Annotated in this window: 21 protein-coding genes; 11 read left to right on the top strand and 10 right to left on the bottom strand. The window is 65.1% G+C overall.

The genetic code is table 11. From position 1 onward, the window contains the following. Positions 1 to 390: 390 nt before the first annotated feature. Together F3I62_RS12885 and tsaA are read left to right on the top strand one after the other, a co-directional pair. Entirely contained in the window at positions 391 to 693 is a 303-nt protein-coding gene (locus F3I62_RS12885) for a hypothetical protein (RefSeq protein WP_160490034.1), read from the top strand. A gap of 326 nt (positions 694 to 1019) precedes the next feature. After that, positions 1020 to 1712 (top strand): tRNA (N6-threonylcarbamoyladenosine(37)-N6)-methyltransferase TrmO, encoded by a 693-nt coding sequence (tsaA, locus tag F3I62_RS12880; protein ID WP_160490033.1) that lies wholly within the window; start codon positions 1020 to 1022, stop codon positions 1710 to 1712. A 258-nt stretch (positions 1713 to 1970) separates the two neighbouring features. Here the strand turns inward: tsaA and fpr are convergent, their stop codons facing one another. Continuing rightward, entirely contained in the window at positions 1971 to 2750 is a 780-nt protein-coding gene (gene fpr / locus F3I62_RS12875; protein ID WP_160490032.1) for a ferredoxin-NADP reductase, read from the bottom strand. A 216-nt stretch (positions 2751 to 2966) separates the two neighbouring features. On the opposite strand from fpr, the gene F3I62_RS12870 reads away from it, so the two are divergent. Continuing rightward, positions 2967 to 3893, top strand: coding sequence for a LysR family transcriptional regulator (locus F3I62_RS12870; RefSeq protein ID WP_160490031.1), 927 nt, complete (start codon positions 2967 to 2969; stop codon positions 3891 to 3893). A 98-nt stretch (positions 3894 to 3991) separates the two neighbouring features. On the opposite strand, the gene F3I62_RS12865 is transcribed toward F3I62_RS12870, so the two are convergent. From F3I62_RS12865 to F3I62_RS12855, 3 genes are all read right to left on the bottom strand, one after another. Further along, positions 3992 to 4351, bottom strand: a complete 360-nt coding sequence (locus F3I62_RS12865; protein ID WP_160490030.1) for a PilZ domain-containing protein — start codon at positions 4349 to 4351, stop codon at positions 3992 to 3994. A 61-nt stretch (positions 4352 to 4412) separates the two neighbouring features. Further along, positions 4413 to 4838, bottom strand: a complete 426-nt coding sequence (locus F3I62_RS12860) for a DUF4124 domain-containing protein (RefSeq protein ID WP_160490029.1) — start codon at positions 4836 to 4838, stop codon at positions 4413 to 4415. Between the two features lie 67 nt (positions 4839 to 4905). Continuing rightward, positions 4906 to 5280 (bottom strand): tol-pal system YbgF family protein, encoded by a 375-nt coding sequence (locus F3I62_RS12855; RefSeq protein ID WP_160490028.1) that lies wholly within the window; start codon positions 5278 to 5280, stop codon positions 4906 to 4908. Positions 5281 to 5424: 144 nt separating this feature from the next. On the opposite strand from F3I62_RS12855, the gene pyk reads away from it, so the two are divergent. Continuing rightward, complete coding sequence (gene pyk, locus F3I62_RS12850) at positions 5425 to 6876, top strand: pyruvate kinase (RefSeq protein WP_160490027.1); 1452 nt, start codon at positions 5425 to 5427, stop codon at positions 6874 to 6876. A gap of 58 nt (positions 6877 to 6934) precedes the next feature. Here pyk and ycaC read toward each other — a convergent pair whose 3' ends face one another. Further along, positions 6935 to 7549, bottom strand: coding sequence for an isochorismate family cysteine hydrolase YcaC (ycaC, locus tag F3I62_RS12845; RefSeq protein WP_160490026.1), 615 nt, complete (start codon positions 7547 to 7549; stop codon positions 6935 to 6937). Positions 7550 to 7740: 191 nt separating this feature from the next. Here ycaC and F3I62_RS12840 point away from each other — a divergent pair, with 191 nt between their 5' ends. Next, the gene (locus F3I62_RS12840) at positions 7741 to 8655 is read left to right on the top strand and encodes a LysR family transcriptional regulator (RefSeq protein ID WP_160490025.1); all 915 of its coding nucleotides are present in this window, start codon (positions 7741 to 7743) and stop codon (positions 8653 to 8655) included. Between the two features lie 204 nt (positions 8656 to 8859). Here F3I62_RS12840 and F3I62_RS12835 read toward each other — a convergent pair whose 3' ends face one another. From F3I62_RS12835 to F3I62_RS12825, 3 genes are read right to left on the bottom strand one after another with little or no spacing between them, the layout of a single operon-like run. After that, positions 8860 to 9633 (bottom strand): enoyl-CoA hydratase, encoded by a 774-nt coding sequence (locus F3I62_RS12835; RefSeq protein ID WP_160490024.1) that lies wholly within the window; start codon positions 9631 to 9633, stop codon positions 8860 to 8862. 42 nt (positions 9634 to 9675) lie between these two features. After that, a complete protein-coding gene (locus F3I62_RS12830) occupies positions 9676 to 10614 on the bottom strand; it encodes an iron-sulfur-binding ferredoxin reductase (RefSeq protein ID WP_160490023.1) in 939 nt (312 codons plus the stop codon). Continuing rightward, a complete protein-coding gene (locus F3I62_RS12825; RefSeq protein WP_160490022.1) occupies positions 10607 to 11734 on the bottom strand; it encodes a diguanylate cyclase in 1128 nt (375 codons plus the stop codon). Before F3I62_RS12825 ends, F3I62_RS12830 begins: the two co-directional genes overlap by 8 nt. A gap of 236 nt (positions 11735 to 11970) precedes the next feature. On the opposite strand from F3I62_RS12825, the gene F3I62_RS12820 reads away from it, so the two are divergent. Then, positions 11971 to 13494 carry a fumarate hydratase gene (locus tag F3I62_RS12820; RefSeq protein ID WP_160490021.1) on the top strand — a complete coding sequence of 508 codons (1524 nt, stop codon included), beginning with the start codon at positions 11971 to 11973 and terminating at the stop codon, positions 13492 to 13494. Between the two features lie 170 nt (positions 13495 to 13664). Here the strand turns inward: F3I62_RS12820 and F3I62_RS12815 are convergent, their stop codons facing one another. Then, complete coding sequence (locus F3I62_RS12815) at positions 13665 to 15443, bottom strand: acyl-CoA dehydrogenase C-terminal domain-containing protein (protein WP_160490020.1); 1779 nt, start codon at positions 15441 to 15443, stop codon at positions 13665 to 13667. A gap of 171 nt (positions 15444 to 15614) precedes the next feature. Further along, positions 15615 to 16559 carry a MerR family transcriptional regulator gene (locus tag F3I62_RS12810; protein WP_160490019.1) on the bottom strand — a complete coding sequence of 315 codons (945 nt, stop codon included), beginning with the start codon at positions 16557 to 16559 and terminating at the stop codon, positions 15615 to 15617. 399 nt (positions 16560 to 16958) lie between these two features. On the opposite strand from F3I62_RS12810, the gene folM reads away from it, so the two are divergent. The 5 genes from folM (at position 16959) to F3I62_RS12785 (ending at position 19343) form a co-directional block, all read left to right on the top strand. Further along, positions 16959 to 17669, top strand: a complete 711-nt coding sequence (gene folM, locus F3I62_RS12805) for a dihydromonapterin reductase (protein ID WP_160490018.1) — start codon at positions 16959 to 16961, stop codon at positions 17667 to 17669. Between the two features lie 21 nt (positions 17670 to 17690). Next, a complete protein-coding gene (folE, locus tag F3I62_RS12800) occupies positions 17691 to 18248 on the top strand; it encodes a GTP cyclohydrolase I FolE (protein WP_160490017.1) in 558 nt (185 codons plus the stop codon). Then, complete coding sequence (folX, locus tag F3I62_RS12795) at positions 18249 to 18620, top strand: dihydroneopterin triphosphate 2'-epimerase (RefSeq protein WP_160079081.1); 372 nt, start codon at positions 18249 to 18251, stop codon at positions 18618 to 18620. 91 nt (positions 18621 to 18711) lie between these two features. Then, the gene (locus tag F3I62_RS12790) at positions 18712 to 19002 is read left to right on the top strand and encodes a DUF1244 domain-containing protein (protein ID WP_160490016.1); all 291 of its coding nucleotides are present in this window, start codon (positions 18712 to 18714) and stop codon (positions 19000 to 19002) included. Continuing rightward, positions 19002 to 19343 (top strand): HopJ type III effector protein, encoded by a 342-nt coding sequence (locus tag F3I62_RS12785; RefSeq protein WP_160490015.1) that lies wholly within the window; start codon positions 19002 to 19004, stop codon positions 19341 to 19343. The genes F3I62_RS12790 and F3I62_RS12785 overlap by 1 nt, the downstream gene beginning before the upstream one ends. Positions 19344 to 19511 lie beyond the last annotated feature (168 nt).

Below are 19511 nucleotides of genomic sequence, written 5' to 3'. Positions count from 1 at the left end.
AATCGAGAGGACTTGCCCCGGCAAGCCGGGTCAAGCCTCTCATCTCAAACGTTAGGCGCAAGGGCAATATTGGTTCTTGAGCACCGAGCCAGGAAACACAATCACCGCACCGTCGCGGTGTTCCTGAATCGAATGGTCGCCTGGCAGTAGAGGCCGTTATTTGTGGCCAGCAAAGGAGTTGCGTTCAAAGAATGTGCAAATCACAAATAACTGTCCGGGCCAAAATCGACACGCCGTGCGCACCGCCGGTCAAGCGCAGCGCTGGCCTCACTTGCAGCGTACGGCTGGGCAATCTAACAATTGGCTCAAGTCGTTCGCTTCGCTCACTCGGGACCGGCGAAGCCGGCCCCTTAGCCAAACGTTAGGTGCTCAAGGTAGGCCAAAGCAACCATGGAAGAATTAATATCCGCCGCCGCAGCTATAATTTCTGGGTTTGCAGCAATTTACGCAGGCTGGTCCGCGCGCGAAGCCAAGAGAGCAAACAATATTAGCCGCCTAAATGCTCTGCTCGCGCTACGCCAGCACTACCTCGAATTAATGAATCATCAAGCCAAGCTCACCGAACTTCTTAAAAGCTCCGCAAGCGGCACTCAGGCGGCAGGTGAAGCATTAGCGGAGTTAGACACAAAACTACGCGAAGTGAACCATACAATAGAAAGGCACCATCATAATTTAGTCAGTGAGCGCACCTAACAACGTATATGGACTCTCCCCACAAGTAGTGAGCAAAGCTTTGCTTTTGCACCTGTCGTCAGCGCGGTTGCATTCGTATATCCGGCCTGTTTTGGGCTTTACCACCCTGGCCATTCTGTAGTTCGCGCAGCGGGGCCAAGCGCTGCAAGGCCCTCAGGCGTTCCAGGGGGCGTGCCTGGCTGCGATTCTCCGCCAGCAAGCCTGGATCAGTAGGGTGCATACATAAACGTTGCTTCACCGCAGAGGCCTTCGGAATAGCCGCAAACAGTCCGGCCGCCGGCGCTATCGGCTACCATGCGCGCACGCCCTAACCGCCCTGTCCTGCCATGCCCTACTCCGTCACCCCCGTTGGTTTTGTCCGCTCCTGTTTCAAGGAGAAGTTCGCCATTCCTCGACAGCCGCAACTGGCGCCGGCCGCCCGCGGGGTGCTGGAGCTGGTGGCGCCGTTCGACAAGGGTGCGGCCGTTGCGGGACTGGAGCGGGTCAGCCATGTCTGGCTGCTGTTTCTCTTTCACCAGGCCCTGGAAGACAAGCCTCGCCTGAAAGTGCGCCCGCCGCGGCTTGGCGGCAATACGTCGATCGGGGTGTTCGCCAGCCGCGCGACCCACCGGCCCAATGGCATCGGCCAGTCGGTGGTGCGCCTGGACAGGGTCGAGCCCGGGCGGCTGTGGCTGTCGGGCATCGACCTGCTCGACGGCACGCCCGTGCTGGATATCAAGCCCTACGTGCCCTATGCCGACAGCCTCGCCGAGGCGCGCAACGAGATTGCCGAGGCGGCGCCAGTGCCTATCCCGGTGCAGTGGAGCGCCGATGCCCTGGCCCAGGCCCGGCAGCACGCCTTGCGCCTGAACGAGCCGCTGGTCGAGCTGATCGAGCAGTGCCTGGCCCAGGACCCGCGCCCGGCCTATCAGGTACCCGATGCGGAGCGGCGCTATGGCGTGCTGTTCTGGGATGTGCAGGTGCGCTGGCACTATCCGCAGCCGGGACTGATCCGCGTGCTGGAGGTGGTGCGCGACTAGCGCACGCACGCCTGCGCGGACCAGCCAAAGGTACCGGACCGGACCGTTTTGCCTGGGTTTTGCGAGCGCTGGCCCACCCGTTTTCGCGGCTCGGCACACTCGCAGGTTGGCGTTGAGCACCGCGCAGCCCAATAACCAGGACAGGGTTGGTTGGGCTTCGTCGCGGTGCTCCTCAACCCAACCTACGGTTGTCCCGGTACGACGCACAGTTCAACAAAAAACCCGCCGATTGGCGGGTTTTTCCCAGACGGGGGGCGCTTACTTCTCGACGAAGGCGCGCTCGATCAGGTAGTCGCCCGGCTCGCGCATGCGTGCGGAGACTTTCAGGCCGAAGCTGTCGAGCACTGCGCTGGTCTCGTCGAGCATGCTCGGGCTGCCGCAGATCATGGCGCGGTCGTCCTGCGGGTTGATCGGCGGCAGGCCGATGTCGGCGAACAGCTTGCCGCTGCGCATCAGGTCGGTGAGGCGGCCCTGGTTCTCGAACGGCTCGCGGGTCACGGTCGGGTAGTAGATCAGCTTGTCTTTCAGCGCCTGGCCGAAGAACTCGTTCTGCGGCAGGTGCTCGGTGATGAACTCGCGGTAGGCCACTTCGTTCACGTAGCGCACGCCGTGCACCAGGATGACCTTTTCAAAACGCTCGTAGGTTTCCGGGTCCTGGATCACGCTCATGAACGGCGCCAGGCCGGTGCCGGTGCTGAGCAGGTAGAGGTGCTTGCCCGGGTTGAGGTCATCGAGCACCAGGGTACCGGTAGGCTTCTTGCTGATGATGATCTCGTCGCCTTCCTTGAGGTGCTGCAGCTGAGAAGTCAGCGGGCCGTCCGGCACCTTGATGCTGAAGAATTCCAGATGTTCTTCCCAGTTCGGGCTGGCGATCGAGTAGGCGCGCATCAGCGGGCGGCCGCTGGGCTGTTGCAGGCCGATCATGACGAACTGGCCGTTCTCGAAGCGCAGGCCCGGGTCACGGGTGCACTTGAAGCTGAACAGGGTGTCGTTCCAGTGATGCACGCTGACTACGCGCTCGACGTTCAGGTTGCTCATGCGTGGGTTCCTCAAAATACTCTGTTCAGGTTGCCAGCAAAGCCGCTTGTGCATGTTGAGGCAGGTCAACACCAAGGCCTCTAGCACGGCCTGTATGGGGAAGCGGCGGACAAATGTTCGGTCTGCCTGGGGTCGGCAGCATTGCGCGCCATTCTAGTGAAGGCGACAATATCTGTTAAGTGGATTATCAAGATATGGTTTATCGGTTATATCGATATGCGATTTACTCTGCGTCAACTCGAAGTCTTCGTCGCCGTGGCCAAGCAGGAGAGCGTCTCCCAGGCCGCGCAGTCCCTGGCCCTGTCGCAGTCGGCGGCCAGCACCTCACTGAGTGAGCTGGAGCGGCAATCCAATTGCCAGCTGTTCGACCGCGCCGGCAAGCGCCTGAGTCTCAACGCCCTCGGCAAGCAGTTGCTGCCGCAAGCGGTGGCGCTGCTCGACCAGGCCCGCGAGATCGCCCAGCTGCTCAACGGCAAGAGTGGCTTCGGCTCGCTGGCAGTGGGGGCGACGCTGACCGTCGGCAACTACCTGGCCACCCTGCTGATCGGCAATTTCATGCAGCGCCACCCGGAGTGCCGGGTGAAGCTGCATGTGCAGAACACCGCCCACGTGGTGCAGCAGGTGGCGCACTACGAGCTGGACCTGGGCCTGATCGAAGGCGACTGCCAGCACCCGGACATCGAAGTGCAGCCCTGGGTGGAAGACGAGCTGGTGGTGTTCTGCGCGCCCCAGCATCCCTTTGCCCGCAGCGGCCGGGCCAGCCTGGAGGAGCTGACCCGCGAGGCCTGGGTGCTGCGCGAACAGGGCTCGGGCACGCGCCTGACCTTCGACCAGGCCATGCGCCATCACCCGGCGCCGCTGAATATCCGCCTGGAGCTGGAGCATACCGAGGCGATCAAGCGCGCGGTGGAGTCGGGCCTGGGCATCAGCTGCATCTCGCGCCTCGCGCTGCGCGATGCCTTCCGCCGCGGCAGCCTGGTGCCGGTGGAAACGCCGCAACTGGACCTGACCCGGCAGTTCTATTTCATCTGGCACCGGCAGAAGTACCAGACCGCCGCCATGCGCGAGTTTCTCGAACTGTGCCGGGAGCTGACGGCCGGGATCAACCGCAGCGACGAGATCATCCTGCCGCCGATCGCCTGAGGGGCGAGCCGAAGGCACGGCCGCGCGCAGGACAAGGCACAACGCCGCGCCGGTGCCCGCGCGGCGCCGTGTCGATCAACGGGTGAGGCGTTCAGGCGTCAGGCGGAGGCCTGCAAGGGACGAAAGCTGAAGTAGTGGCGCAGCGCATCGACCATCTCGACGTACTCGGCCGGCGGCGCCACCAGGGAAAAACCGGAGTCATAGCTGCCGGGGGTGACATCCTCGCGGCTCCACTGGCAGGTGGCGTAGAAGTCGATGTGATGGACCTGGCCATCGCGGCCGGGGATCTTCAGGCGCATGTCGAAACGCGCATTGACCAGCATCGGCAGCTGGCTGATCAGCATCAGGCCGTCCAGGGAGACATTGCCGATGTAGCCCATCGGTTTGTCGGTGATGCGGTTGAACACCTTGAGGTAATACGGCAACTGGTGGCGTTCGATGTGGCGCTGAATCTGCATGATGGCCAGTCGCTACGGAAGGATGTTTGAGTATGGGCGCAGTCCCCGGCTCACGCCAGGCTCAGCTGCAGCGCTCGGCGATACGGGTCGATAGACGGCTGCGCGCACTGTCCAGCTCCTCGTCGCTGATATAGGTGCGATTGCCCTGCTCATCGCCGACGAAGTAACGCCCGCCGCGCTGGATCTGCGCCAGGTTGTTGCGCAGCTCGCGGCACTCGCTGGCACGTTTTGCCTGGGCTTCGGCGGCTTGCGCCTGGGCCTGGGCGCGCTCCTCGCGCCGGGCGTCGTAGAACTGCTCGGTACGCGCCTCGCGCTCGCGGGTAGCAGCGTCACGCTCGACCACCTGCGGCTTCACTTCCACCGGCTGGGCATTGCTGCCACCCGGCTGCTCGCCGAAATGCACGCGACCCTGGGCATCGGTCCAGCGGTAGATTTGCGCCGAGGCCAGGGCCGGCAGCAACAGGGCACACAACAGCAATAGACGCATGGTTCACTCCTTCGACTGGCAGGGCTGCCGGCGCACAGTCCATGTATGGGGCCCGACCGCGCTCCCGCTAGAGGCTGGCGGGCGAGGCCTTGGCCGGCTCATGCTGCCGATAATGCCCGAGTTGCTCCAGGGTCTCCAGGCGCGCCCGCGCGCGGTAGGCATATTCGCTGGTCGGGTACTGGTTGATGATGAAACGATAGGTCTGCGCCGCATCGACGAACAGGTTCTGCCGTTCCAGGCACTGGCCGCGCAGCAGGGAAATCTCCGGTTGCACGTAACGCCGGGCCCGGCTGGTGCGCTCGGCCTGCGACAGGTCGAGCAGGGCCTGCTCGCAGTTGCCCTGGTCGTAATTACGGTAGGCATCGTTCAGGTGGCCGTCCAGCGCCATGCGGCTGCAGCCGGCCAGGACAACCAGGGTAGAAAGCAGGATCAGGGTACGCATGGTGTTCTCCTCCACTGCGCAGTGTATCGACCGGCGCGGCAATTTCTGCAGAAGCCGGGCAATCTCAAGGTAGTGCAACGGAACAATGACTACAGTGTTTGCCCGTAGTAGCCTCGCGGCACGCCTTGAAACTGGAGTCCCTGCATGACCTTGCGCCGTACCAAAATCGTCGCCACCCTCGGCCCCGCCAGCAACTCGCCGGAAGTCCTCGAACAGCTGATCCTCGCCGGCATCGACGTGGCCCGCCTGAACTTCTCCCATGGCTCGCCGGAAGACCACAAGGCCCGCGCGCAACTGGTCCGCGACCTGGCCGCCAAGCATGGCCGCCACGTGGCGCTGCTGGGCGACCTGCAGGGGCCGAAGATCCGCATCGCCAAGTTCACCAACAAGCGCATCGAACTCAAGGAAGGCGAGCTGTTCCGCCTGTCCTCCAGCCACTCGCGCACCGAGGGCACCCAGGAGGTGGTCGGCATCGACTACCCGGCGCTGATCCAGGACTGCAACGTCGGCGACGAACTGCTGCTGGACGACGGCCGCGTGGTCATGCGCGTCGAACTCAAGGGCGCCGACGAGCTGCACTGCCGCGTGACCATCGGCGGCCCGCTGTCCGACAACAAGGGCATCAACCGCCGCGGCGGCGGCCTGACCGCGCCGGCGCTGACCGACAAGGACATGGCCGACATCAAGCTGGCCGCCGAGATGGATCTGGACTACCTGGCCGTGTCCTTCCCCCGTGATGCCGCCGACATGCAGCTGGCCCGCCGCCTGCGCGACGAGGCCGGCAGCACCGCCTGGCTGGTGGCGAAGATCGAGCGCGCCGAAGCGGTGGCCGACGACGTCACCCTGGACGGCCTGATCCGCGCCAGCGACGCGGTGATGGTGGCCCGCGGCGACCTCGGCGTGGAAATCGGCGACGCCGAGCTGGTCGGCATCCAGAAGAAGATCATTGCCCACGCCCGGCGCCTGAACAAGGCGGTGATCACCGCCACGCAGATGATGGAGTCGATGATCCACAGCCCGATGCCGACCCGCGCCGAGGTCTCCGACGTAGCCAACGCCGCGCTGGACTACACCGATGCGGTGATGCTCTCGGCCGAGAGCGCCGCCGGCGAGTACCCGCTGGAAGCGGTGCAGGCCATGGCCCGCGTGTGCCTGGGCGCGGAGAAGCACCCGACCAGCCAGAAGTCCAGCCACCGCATCGGTCGCACCTTCGAGCGCTGCGACGAGAGCGTGGCCCTGGCGACCATGTACACCGCCAACCACTTCCCCGGCGTCAAGGCGATCATCAGCCTGACCGAGAGCGGCTACAGCCCGCTGATCATGTCGCGCATCCGCTCGTCGATCCCGATCTACGCCTTCACCCCGCACCGCGAGGCGCAGGCCCGCGTGGCGCTGTTCCGCGGCGTCTACACCGTGCCGTTCGACCCGGCCGCCCTGCCGGCCAACAAGGTCAGCCAGGCGGCGGTGGACGAGCTGCTCAAGCGCGGCGTGGTCGAGCCCGGTGACTGGGTGATCCTGACCAAGGGCGACAGCTACCACGGCACCGGCGGCACCAACACCATGAAGATCCTGCATGTCGGCGATCCGCTGGTGTGATGCGGAAAACTGCATGAAAAAGGCCGCTCACTGAGCGGCCTTTTGCATTGCGCTTAACCTACTTCTGGTTGTAGCTCTGGATCAGGTTGGCGTAGGCCGGCAGATGGCCGCCGAGGATGCCGCCGAAGCCTTCAATGTCGTTGCGCCAATCGCGGTGCAGCTCACAGCCGACGCTGAACCAGTTGAGCAACTGCGCACCGGCATGGGCCATGCGCGTCAGCGCCGCATCCCGCACCGAGGTATTGAAGGTGCCGGAAGCATCGGTCACCACGAAGACCTCGTAGCCCTCCGCCAGTGCCGACAGGGTCGGAAAGGCGACGCACACGTCGGTCACCACACCGGCAATGATCAGCTGCTTGCGGCCGGTGGCCTTGATTGCATTGACGAAGTCCTCGTTATCCCAGGCATTGATCTGACCAGGCCGGGCGATATAGGGCGCATCGGGGAACAGGGCCTTGAGCTCCGGCACAATGGGCCCGTTCGGCCCCTGCTCGAAGCTGGTGGTGAGGATGGTCGGCAGTTTGAAGAACTTGGCGATATCGGCCAACGCCAACACGTTGTTCTTGAACTCGTCCGGGCTGTAGTCACGCACCAGCGACAGCAGACCGGCCTGATGGTCGACCAGCAGCACGACGGCATCATCCTTGTTCAAGCGCTTGTAGGTAAAGGACATGGGGCAAACCTCCCTTGGGATTGCGGCGGATAGCTATCGAGGCTCTCTAGCACCTCGATAGACTCCCAGCCTAGCCGCTGGCGGGTCACCTGACGTCCCAGCAATTGGAAAAATGGCTTTTCGGAAAAACCGAACAATCCCGCTACTTGCGAGCGCTATTCTTGCCCTATTTGAAGCCTGGGAGCGGCCCGATGAAACTGGACCTGCAGGAAATCGAAACCTTTCTGCGTGTGGTGGAGCTGGGCGGTGTGAGCCGTGCCGCAGAGGCCCTGGCACTGTCCAAATCGGTGGTGAGCAAGCGCCTAAGCGATCTGGAACAGCACCTGGGGGCCAAGTTGCTGCACCGCTCCACGCGCAAGGTGGCCCCCACGGAGAACGGCCAGCGCTTCTACCAGCAGGCCAAGGGCGCCCTGCGCGAACTGCATGAGGCCGCCGAAGCGGCAACCTTCAACGACAGCGGTCTGCGCGGGCGCCTGCAGATGCTGGCGCCAATGAGCTTCGGCACACTCTGGCTGGCACCGCTCATCGCCGAGTTCATGTGCCTGCACCGGGAACTGGAAGTCACCCTGCACCTCGATGACCGCATCAGTGACTTCGAACGCGAGGGCTACGACCTGTGCGTGCGCATCTCGCGCATCGGAGACAGCGCGCTGATCGCCCGCAAGCTCGCCACGAGCGCGCGAGTGCTCTGCTGCAGCCCTGACTATGCCGCCCTGCATGGAGTGCCAAACCAGATAGAGGAACTCCTGGCACACGACTGCATCGGCTACAGCAACGTCACCTCCGGGCAGTTCTGGTCATTCGAGACCTGCGACTCTGCGGGTGATCTGCTGAGCATTGCGCCACGCGGGCGGTTCGCCAGCAACAACGGGGAAGTGATGTGCGCAATGGCGCTTGCGGGCCAGGGTCTTGCGCTACTGCCGAGCTTCATCGTGCACCGCCACCTGCGCGATGGCTCGCTGATCGAGGTACTGCCGCAGGCTCGCCCCCAGGGCTATGCCATCTACGCCATGTACCCGCGCTCCAGCCGAGCCTCGCGCAAGGTACTGGCGCTGTGCGACTTCCTTCAGCAACGTCTGGCCAACCCGCCCTGGGAAAACGCCTGAGGCCTCAGAACCTGTTCACGATCTTCTGAATTAGAGCCAGACAAGGCGCTACGACCAACGGGAGTAACAGCCAGCGGCTGGCCCGAAGGGTGAGCGCCAGCGAATCAAAGGGCCGAAAAAGCGCAGTTTACGAGCTGTAAATGAGCATTTTGAGGCCACTTTTAACGCGGTATGGCCGCGAGTCAGGAGACCGTAAACAGGCTCTCAGGCGAACTTGGAGAAGTCCGGCTTGCGCCGCTGCATGAAGGCCGACAGCGCCTCGATGGCTTCCGGCGAACGCAGGCGCTGGCCGAACAGGGCGCCCTCCTCCTCGATCACCTGGCGCAGCTCGGCGCGCCCCGGTGCGCGCATCAGGCGCTTGCTGTCGGCCAGCGCCGCAGGGGCCAACTCGAGGAAGCGCTGGGCCATCTCGCGGGCCTTGGCCAGCACCTCGGCGCCACCTTCCAGCGCCGCATTGGCGATGCCCCACTGGGCCGCCTGCTCGCCGCTGAAGCTCTCGCCGAGCAGCAGCAATTCAGCGGCGCGGGCCTGGCCGAGCAGGCGCGGCAAAATCAGGCTGGAGCCGAACTCCGGGCACAGGCCGAGATTGACGAAGGGCATCTTCAATTTGGCCGTGCGGCTCACATAGACCAGATCGCAATGCAGCAACAGGGTGGTGCCGATGCCCACGGCCGGGCCGTTGACCGCGGCGATCACCGGCTTGGCGAAGTCGAACAGCGCGCGCATGAACTGGAACACCGGGCTGTCCGGCCCGGTCGGCGGCGCCTGGAGGAAATCCGCCACGTCGTTGCCACTGGTGAAGCATTCGCTGCCGCCGGTGATCAGCACCGCGCGCACGCTGCGGTCCTCGTTGGCGGCATCCAGCTGGTCGGCCAGCTGGCTGTACATGGCGCGGGTCAGGGCATTCATCTTGTCCGCACGGTTCAGGCACAGGGTCAGCAGGCCGCCTTCGCGCTCGACCAGTACATGCTCGCTCATCACAACTCCTCGCAGATTCGGGGCGCCCCGAACGCAAGCAGGTTATGCGCGGGGCAGAAAGACGTCGGCCAGCACCTGGTTGCGCGGCACGCCGGCCAGGTACAGGCGGCGCGCGAAGCTTTCCACGCTGGCGGGAGAGCCGCAGAGTAAGGCGCGGGTTTGCCGGGAAACAAGCTTCAGTTCCGCCAAAACCGCCGCCAGCTCGGTCGCCGTCAGCAGTTCCACCTGCAGCTGCGGATGGCGCGCGGCCAGGGCCCGCAGCGGTTCGGCCAGGTAATGTTCGCCGCTGTCGTGGGCCACGTGCAGCACGCGGATCGGCCCCTGGTGCTGCTGGCGCAAGGCCTCGCGCAGGATGCCCCAGAGCGGCGCCAGGCCGGTGCCGGACGCCAGCAGCCAGAGCGGCTGGGCCTGCCAGTCCGGGTCATAGTGCAGGGCACCGCCGCGCAGCTCGCCCAGGCGCAGGCTATCGCCGGGTTGCAACCGGCGCGCCGCATCGCTGAATGCGCCGGGGTGGCGGCAGTCCAAGTGGAACTCCAGCCAGGCATCCTCGCCCGGCAGGCTGGCCAGCGAATAGGGCCGCGCCACACCGGCGGCAGTCCACAGCACCAGGTGCTGGCCGGCGCTGTAGCGCAGGGCCTTGTCCGGCTGCAGGCGCAGGCGCAGCACCGTCGGGCTGAGCCAGTCGCAGGCCACGACCCTGGCCGGCAGGCCGTCGCGGGCGGGGTCGAAGACTTCCACACTGAGATCATCCAGCACCCGGCACTGACAGGCCAGGCGCCAGCCGGCGGCCAGGCGCTCGGGGCTCAGGGCATCCGGCGCGGCATTTTCCACCTCGCCGTGCAGGCAGCGCACCAGACAGGCATGGCAGCTGCCGGCGCGGCAACTGTAGGGCACGCGCAGGCCGGCGCCGTTGAGGGCATCGAGCAGGTTGCTACCGCTGGGCACCGACCAGGACTGGCCGGCCACATGGAGTTCAGGCACCGGCACCCTCCCAGGCCGCATCGCAACGGTTGCGCCCGCCGCGCTTGGCCCGGTAGAGCGCCTGGTCGGCCCGCTGCAGGGCTTCGTCGAGGTCGTCGCCCGGGTTGAGCAGGGTCATCCCGGCGGACAGGCTCAGGCTGGACACCTGCACGCCGACCGGCTCGGCGCTGGCGAAGGCTTCGCGCAGGCGCTCGCAGCAGCTGGTCAGGCGATCGGCATCGGCATGCGGCAGGAGCAGGACGAACTCCTCGCCGCCGTAGCGCGCCAGCACGTCACCATCGCGCACACAGGCCCGCGCCACCGCGGCGAAGGTCTGCAGCACGCGGTCACCGGCGGCGTGCCCGTGTACGTCGTTGATCCGCTTGAAGTAATCCAGGTCGATCAGGGCCAGGCCATGCTGGCGGCCGGGGCCGAGGTTGTCCAACTCGCGCAGGGCCAGGCGCAGGAAGTGCCGGCGGTTGAACAGCCCGGTCAGCTCGTCGGTGGCCACCAGGTCTTCGAGCTGGCGCATCATCCCGCGCAGGGTGTCCTGGTGCGCCTGCAGCGCATAGCGGCGCTGGCGCATGCGCTGGCGCAGGGCCTGCACATAGCTGGCGAACAGGCTCTGCCAGACCAGCGCGACGAACAGCGCGCTGCTCTGCAGCAGGGCCAGGCCGGGGTCGGCCAGGCGCAGGTGATAGCCTTCCCAGAGGTTGAGGCTGGCAAAGGCGAAGAAGGCGAAGGCGGCGCAGCGCACGAAGACCCGCGGCTGCAACTGGAACACGCCGAACAGCAGGATGATCACGTAGAACAGCAGCAGGCTGCCGCGCGCACTGTCGAGGTTGGCCAGCAGCAGGGTGTGCAGGAGCAGGGCCACCAGGATCTGCGCTTCGGTCAGGCTGGGGTCGCGGAAACGCAGGTTGAAATTGCTGCGGAACAGGGCCAGGAAGACCAACTGGGTGCCGACCAGCAGGGTGCTGAACAGGATCGCGCCGGGCCAGCCGCCGGTGAACAGGTCGTTCAGCACCGCCACCCAGAACAGCAGCAGAGCCAGGGCGTAGGTCGCCACCGCCATGCCAAAGCGCTTGAACAACAGGCTTTGCAGGCTTCTTTGTGTTGCCCGGGGAGTGGTTGTGCTCATGGGCTCCGTCCCGTACTGGCACCTGGCCTCACTCTACCCCCGCGGCCACAAAAAACCTAGGGAGATTGCCGCGGCCCAACGGAATAAAAGCCGCCGTCCATACGACCTGCGTCGACTGCCGGCGGCTGTGCCCGGGGCCTCTGCCGCGCTATACTGCGGCGCCTTTTTTGTCGCAGTGCGCCGGGTCGTGGTCCGGCGCTTCCCTACCGATGTTCCCGTATTAGAGGAGCGCTTGCATGACCGTGATCAAGCAGGATGACCTGATTCAGAGCGTCGCCGACGCCCTGCAGTTCATCTCCTACTACCACCCCGTCGACTTCATCCAGGCCATGCATGAGGCCTACCTGAAGGAAGAGTCGCCGGCCGCGCGCGACTCCATGGCGCAGATCCTGATCAACTCGCGCATGTGCGCCACCGGCCACCGGCCGATCTGCCAGGACACCGGCATCGTCACCGTGTTCGTCCGCGTCGGCATGGACGTGCGCTGGGACGGCGCCACCATGAGCGTCGACGACATGATCAACGAGGGCGTGCGCCGCGCCTACAACCTGCCGGAAAACGTCCTGCGCGCCTCGATCCTGGCCGACCCGGCCGGTGCCCGCAAGAACACCAAGGACAACACCCCGGCGGTGATCCACTACTCCATCGTCCCCGGCGACAAGGTGGAAGTGGACGTCGCGGCCAAGGGCGGCGGCTCCGAGAACAAGTCGAAGATGGCCATGCTCAACCCGTCCGACTCGATCGTCGACTGGGTGCTCAAGACCGTCCCGGAAATGGGCGCCGGCTGGTGCCCACCAGGCATGCTCGGCATCGGCATCGGCGGCACCGCCGAGAAGGCCGCGGTGATGGCCAAGGAAGTGCTGATGGAGTCCATCGACATCCATGAGCTCAAAGCCCGCGGCCCGCAGAACAAGATCGAGGAAATGCGCCTCGAACTGTTCGACAAGGTCAACCAGCTGGGCATCGGTGCCCAAGGCCTGGGCGGCCTGACCACGGTGCTCGACGTCAAGATCATGGACTACCCGACCCACGCCGCCTCCCTGCCGGTGTGCATGATCCCCAACTGCGCCGCCACCCGCCACGCCCACTTCGTGCTGGACGGTTCCGGCCCGGCCGAGCTGACTCCGCCGCCGCTGGACGCCTACCCGGAAATCGTCTGGGAAGCCGGCCCGAGCGCGCGCCGCGTCAACCTCGACACCATCACCCCGGAAGAAGTGCAGAGCTGGCAGCCGGGCGAAACCGTGCTGCTCAACGGCAAGATGCTCACCGGCCGCGACGCCGCGCACAAGCGCATGGTCGACATGCTGAACAAGGGTGAAGAGCTGCCGGTGGACCTCAAAGGTCGCTTCATCTATTACGTCGGCCCGGTCGATCCGGTCGGTGACGAAGTGGTCGGCCCGGCCGGCCCGACCACTGCGACCCGCATGGACAAGTTCACCCGGCAGATCCTCGAAAGCACCGGCCTGCTGGGCATGATCGGCAAGTCCGAGCGCGGCCCGATCGCCATCGAGGCGATCAAGGACAACAAGGCCGTGTACCTGATGGCCGTCGGCGGCGCCGCCTACCTGGTCGCCCAGGCGATCAAGAAGTCCAAGGTGCTGGCCTTCGCCGAACTGGGCATGGAAGCCATCTACGAGTTCGAAGTGAAGGACATGCCGGTGACCGTGGCGGTCGACACCAAGGGCGAGTCGGTGCACATCACCGGCCCGGCGATCTGGCAGAAGAAGATCCACGACAACCTGGCGGTGGAAATCAAGTAACACCGCACCGCAAGGAACAGCCCGGCCCAGCGCCGGGCTTTTTCATGGGCAAAAAAAGACCCGCCGGGAGCGGGTCATAAAAAGCAGACCGGATAACGGGTCATGCTCAGGGATAAAAAACCGGCAGCCGAAAGGGACGTGGGCAAACGTGGCTACCGGTTGCGCAGAGGTCAGGCGGCGAACTCCTCGTCGCCGAAGGCCATCAGGGTCGCCTTGCCGGCCAGGACTTCGGCCAGCAGGCTGTCGGTTTCAGTCAGCACGCGCGCCATGTAGAAATCCGCCGACTTGAGCTTGGCGCCGTAGAAGGCGGTTTCGCTGCTGCCTGCGGCCAACTTGTGCCGGGCGGTCAGCGCCATGCGCGACCAGAACCAGGCCAGGGTGGTCAGGGCGAACAGGCGCAGGTAGGGCACGGAGGCGGCGCCGGCCTGCTCCGGATCCTTCATGCCTTCGCTGGCGATCCACAGGGTCGCCTGCTGCAGCTGCTTGAGCGCCTTGCCCACGCCAGCGGCATGCGGCGCATCGGCATTGGCCTTGAGCCAGCCTTCGACCAGGGCGAAATAGCTGCGCACCGCACGGCCACCGCCCAGGGCCAACTTGCGCCCGACCAGGTCGAGGGCCTGGATGCCGTTGGTGCCTTCGTAGATGCGGGTGATGCGGCAATCGCGCACCAGCTGCTCGATGCCCCAGTCTTCGGTGAAGCCGGAGCCGCCGAGTACCTGCAGGCCATCGTTGGCGCAGTTGAAGCCTTCGTCGGTGAGGAACGCCTTGACCACCGGCGTCAGCAGCTGCACCAGGTCGTCGGACTGCTGGCGCACCTGGGCATCTTCATGGTCATGGGCCACGTCCAGGTGCATGCCGGTGAAATAGGCCAGGGCGCGGCAACCCTCGATCATCACCTTCTGCCGCAGCAGCATGCGCCGCACATCCGGGTGCACGATGATCGGGTCGGCCGGTTTGTCGGCCGCCTTCGGCCCGGACAGCGAACGGCTCTGCAGGCGCTCCTTGGCGAAACCGAGGCTGATCTGGTAGGCGCTTTCGGCAATGCCGAGGCCCTGCATGCCGACCATCAGGCGCGCCGAGTTCATCATGGTGAACATGCACTTGAGGCCCTTGTTCGGCTCGCCGATCAGCCAGCCGCGGGCGCCTTCGAAGTTCATCACGCAGGTGGCCGAGCCCTTGATGCCCATCTTGTGTTCCAGGCCGCCGCAGAACGCCGGATTGCGCGCGCCGTCTTCGAGGAACTTGGGCACCAGGAACAGCGAAATGCCCTTCACGCTGTCCGGGGCATCCGGCAGCTTGGCCAGCACCAGGTGGACGATGTTGTCGGCCAGGTCATGCTCGCCGCCGGTGATCCAGATCTTGGTGCCGCTGATGGCGTAGCTGCCGTCGGCCTGGGGCAGCGCGCGGGTGCGGATCAGGCCCAGGTCGGTGCCGCACTGCGGCTCGGTCAGGCACATGGTGCCGGTCCACTCGCCGCTGATCAGCTTGGGCAGGTACCGGTCCTGCTGCTCGCGGGTGCCGTGCTCGGTCAGCGCGTTGATCGCGCCATGGGTCAGGCCCGGGTACATGCCCAGCGACAGGTTGGCCGAGCAGACCATCTCCTCGACCATCATGTTCAGCACATGGGGCAGGCCCTGGCCGCCGAACTCCGGGGTACAGGCCAGGGCGGTCCAGCCGCCCTCGGCGAACTGCTTGTAGGCCGCCGCAAAGCCGTCCGGAGTCTTCACCGCCTTGTTCTGCGGGTCGTACTGGCAGCCCTGCTTGTCGCCGGGGCCATTGAGCGGAGCGAGGACGTTTTCCGCCAGCTTGGCGGCCTCCTCGAGTATGGCGCCACCGAGATCGTTGCCGAACTCGCGCTGCGTGGGCAGCGACTGCAGGGTGGCATAAGCGTCGAGCACCTCGTCGAAGACGAAGCGCATGTCACGTAAGGGAGCACGGTAAGCAGGCATTGACTGAACCCTTAAGCTGTACAAGTAAATTTGATGTACAGCTTTTGTACATCAAAAACTCAGCCTGCTGCAAACTTTTTCGGGAGACAGGCGAACAATGACCGCGCCACACCAGCGACGAGGCAAAGTTGTACAAGCGAGACCGCCTGGCGGCGGGCGAGAAGTGCCGGCTCAGGTATCCAGGTGGCCGGCGAGGAACTGCTGCAGACGCTGCTGCATCAGGCGCCCCTCATTGCCCAGGCAGGCAATCGGCGAGCCCCTGAGGTCATCCTCGATCAGGTCGGCGGCATCGCCGGCAAGCAGCAGCGGACAGTGCAGCTCCAGCGCCAGGCGGGTGAGCTGCGCAGGCAGGGCATCGGCCGGCGGCTGGTTGGAGAACAGCACCAGCGCCTGCGGCTGGATCTTCTCGCAGACCAAGGCCAGCTCTTCCAGCGGCTGGCCCAGCGCCAGCACCTGCACGCCAATCTCGGCACTGCCGAGCAGCAGGCCGGCCACCAGCAGCTCCAGTTCGCGGCAGTGCCCGGGCAGCGCGGCCAGCAGCACATCGCCGCGCCCCGTGGTCGCCAGCTGCAGGCGCTGCAGGGCACGGGCACGCAAGAAGGCATCGAGGAACAGCCACTCGCTGCTGCGCCCCACTTCATCACGGTGCAGGAGCAATTCCTGCCAGACCGGCACGAAGATGTCCTGGAACACCACCAGCAGCGGATAGGTGGAAAACACCTGGCCGTAAAGGCGCTCCAGCTGGGCGCCGTCGAAGGCCGCCACGGCCGTGCGGATGCGCGCCTGCCACTCGCTCCACTCGCTGGAGGTGACTTCCACATACACCGGCGCCGGCATCTTGATCGCGCTGCTGCGGGCGAGGATCTTGCCGACCTTGCTCACCGACACGCCACGCTCGATCCAGGCCAGGATGCTGCGTACCGACTCGATGTCCGCCGCCGAGTAGAGACGGTGCCCGCTGTCGGTGCGGGTCGGCTGGATCAGCCCGTAGCGCCGCTCCCAAGCGCGCAGGGTCACCGGATGCACCCCGGTGACCCGCGACACTTCGCGGATGGGGAACAACTCTTCCTGTTTCAAGGAATCGGAGGCTGGAGGGGTGCTGGCGCATTCGGTCATGGAGTGGATCGCCGAAAAATGATGCCTGAGTGTACCCCAGGCAGTGCCCCGCCTTGAAATCCGCTGCCAACCGCCGCACTCGCCACCCGCCGGACAGCCCGGCATCCGCTCACCGACCAGGCGCAGCACCCCGGCGAAGCCCGGACCGCTACCGGCCCAGCGCTCTACAAAACCTGTACATAACTCCAAGAGCTGTACATATGAGAATCGAAAAAACCTTCTCGACATAAGATAAATACCTATATAAAACAGTAACTTATGATAAACACAAGATGAACAGCGCTATTCCCACAGACGGCGCATGGTTGTACAAAGCCAATCACTGGTATAAGTTTATGCAACATAGGCGGTGCCCCTTGCCCACCCGGCCACCGCTCCACCTTCCGCATGCGAGGCGCCATGAGCGGTGCAACTGCCCCCATCCTGATCACCGGCGCCAGCCAGCGTGTCGGCCTGCACTGCGCCCTGCGCCTGCTCGACGCAGGCCAGCCGCTGATTGTCAGCTATCGCAGCGAGCGCGAGGGCGTGCAGCAGCTGCGCGAGCGCGGCGCCATCACCCTGGCGGCCGATTTCGCCAGCGAAGCGGGCATCCTCGGCTTCATCGACGACCTGAAAGCCCACACCGATTGCCTGCGCGCCATCGTGCACAACGCCTCGGACTGGCACACGGAAACCCCGGGCAACGAAGCCGCGGTGTTCCAGCAGATGATTGCCGTGCACATGCTCGCGCCCTACCTGATCAACCTGCACTGCGAGCCGCTGCTGCGCCGCAGCACGCCGGCCGACATCATCCATGTCAGCGATGACGTGGTGCGTACCGGCAGCGCCAAGCGCCCGGCCTACTGCGCCAGCAAGGCCGGCCTGGACAGCCTGACCCTGTCGTTCGCCGCGCGCTTCGCCCCGGCGATCAAGGTCAACGGCATCGCCCCGGCCCTGATCCTGTTCAACCCAGGCGACGACGCGGCCTACCGCGCCAGGCGCCTGGCCGAATCCGCGCTGGGCATCGAACCCGGCGCCGAAGTCATCTACCAGAGCCTGCGCTACCTGCTGGACAACCCCTATGTCACCGGCACCACGCTTGCCGTCAATGGCGGTCGCCACCTCGTCTGAGGGGCCCGCGAGGACCGATCAATGAATCCGCAACTGCCCCACCACTACCGCGAAATCCTCCTCGGCCTGGGTGAGAACCCCGAGCGCGAGGGCCTGCTGGATACGCCCAAGCGTGCCGCCAAGGCCATGCAGTACCTCTGCCACGGCTACCAGCAATCCCTGGAGGAAATCGTCAACGGCGCGCTGTTCGCCTCGGACAACGACGAGATGGTGATCGTCAAGGACATCGAGCTGTACTCGCTGTGCGAGCACCACCTGCTGCCCTTCATCGGCAAGGCGCATGTCGCCTACATCCCCACCGGCAAGGTGCTCGGCCTGTCCAAGGTGGCGCGCATCGTCGACATGTTTGCCCGGCGCCTGCAGATCCAGGAAAACCTGACCAAGCAGATCGCCGACGCCATCCAGAGCGTCACCAACGCCGCCGGCGTGGCCGTGGTGATCGAGGCCAAGCACATGTGCATGATGATGCGCGGGGTGGAGAAGCAGAATTCGGTGATGAGCAGCTCGGTTATGCTGGGTGCCTTCCGCGAGTCGTGCAACACTCGCCATGAATTCCTGCAACTGATACGGAGCAAGTAAATGCCACGACTGGACCCCGGCATGGCGCGAATCCGCGTCAAGGATCTGCGCCTGCGTACCTTCATCGGCATCAAGGAGGAGGAAATCCTCAACAAGCAGGATGTGCTGATCAACCTGACCATCCTCTACCCGGCCCTGGAAGCGGTGCGTGACAACGACATCGATCACGCACTGAACTACCGCACCATCACCAAGGCGGTGATCCGCCACGTCGAGGAAAACCGCTTCGCCCTGCTCGAGCGCCTGACCCAGGAACTCCTCGACCTGGTGATGAGCAACCCGGCCGTGCACTACGCCGAGGTGGAAGTCGACAAGCTGCACGCCCTGCGCTTCGCCGAGTCGGTGTCGATCACCCTCGCCGCCGAACGCTAAACTCCGGCGCCCGCCGCTCTGGCGCCGGGCGTTGCCGGCCCTGCCCCGGCCTTCTATCATCTGCGCCTCCACCGTCGTCCGGGAGCCCGCCATGACCGATCAACAACGCCTCGAACTCGAGGCCGCCGCCTTCCGCACCCTGGTGCAGCACCTGCGCTCGCGCCCCGATGTGCAGAACATCGACCTGATGACCCTGGCCGGCTTCTGCCGCAACTGCCTGTCCAAGTGGTACAAGGCCGCCGCCGACGACCTCGAGGTGGAAGTCAGCGTCGAGCAGGCCCGCGAAGAGGTCTACGGGATGCCCTACGCCGAGTGGAAAGGCAAATACCAGAAAGAAGCCAGCGCCGAACAACAGGCTGCCTTCGCCAAGGGAAAACACTGATGAGCCAGCTGCAAGACTTCCGCGCCCGCCTGCACAACGAGCAGTTCCTGTTTGCCGAGACCCTGGCCTTCATCGCCCAGCACTACGACTACCAGCCCAGCGCCTTTCGCAACGGCAGTGTGGAGAATGCCAGCGGGCAGAACGAAGGCTCGTGCAAGACCCTCGGCCTGGCGCTGCTCGAAGGCCTCAGCCTGGAAGAAACCCTGCGCGCCTTCGGCGAGCATTACCGCGCCGTGCTGGCCAACCCGCACGGCGACGACCACGGCAATATCCGCGCCCTGCAGAACAGCGGCCTGAACGGCGTGCAGTTCGACCGGCAACCGCTCAGCCGCAAGGCCTGAGTCCGGCAAGACCGCTGCCTGGCCCCGGCTCCAGGCGCCTGGAGCCGATCCGCAGCGAAATGGCGGGCAAACTGCGCAAAAACCGGCGCAATTGTCAGCTTTGGCTGACAGACAAGCCGCGCCAAGCGCTCTATCCTGCACCCGCCTGAACGCCGGGATGCCATCAGG

This window comes from Pseudomonas sp. R-28-1W-6, from assembly GCF_009799925.1.
Lineage (GTDB): Bacteria > Pseudomonadota > Gammaproteobacteria > Pseudomonadales > Pseudomonadaceae > Aquipseudomonas.
This window is presented reverse-complemented; position numbering and strand designations above follow the sequence as displayed.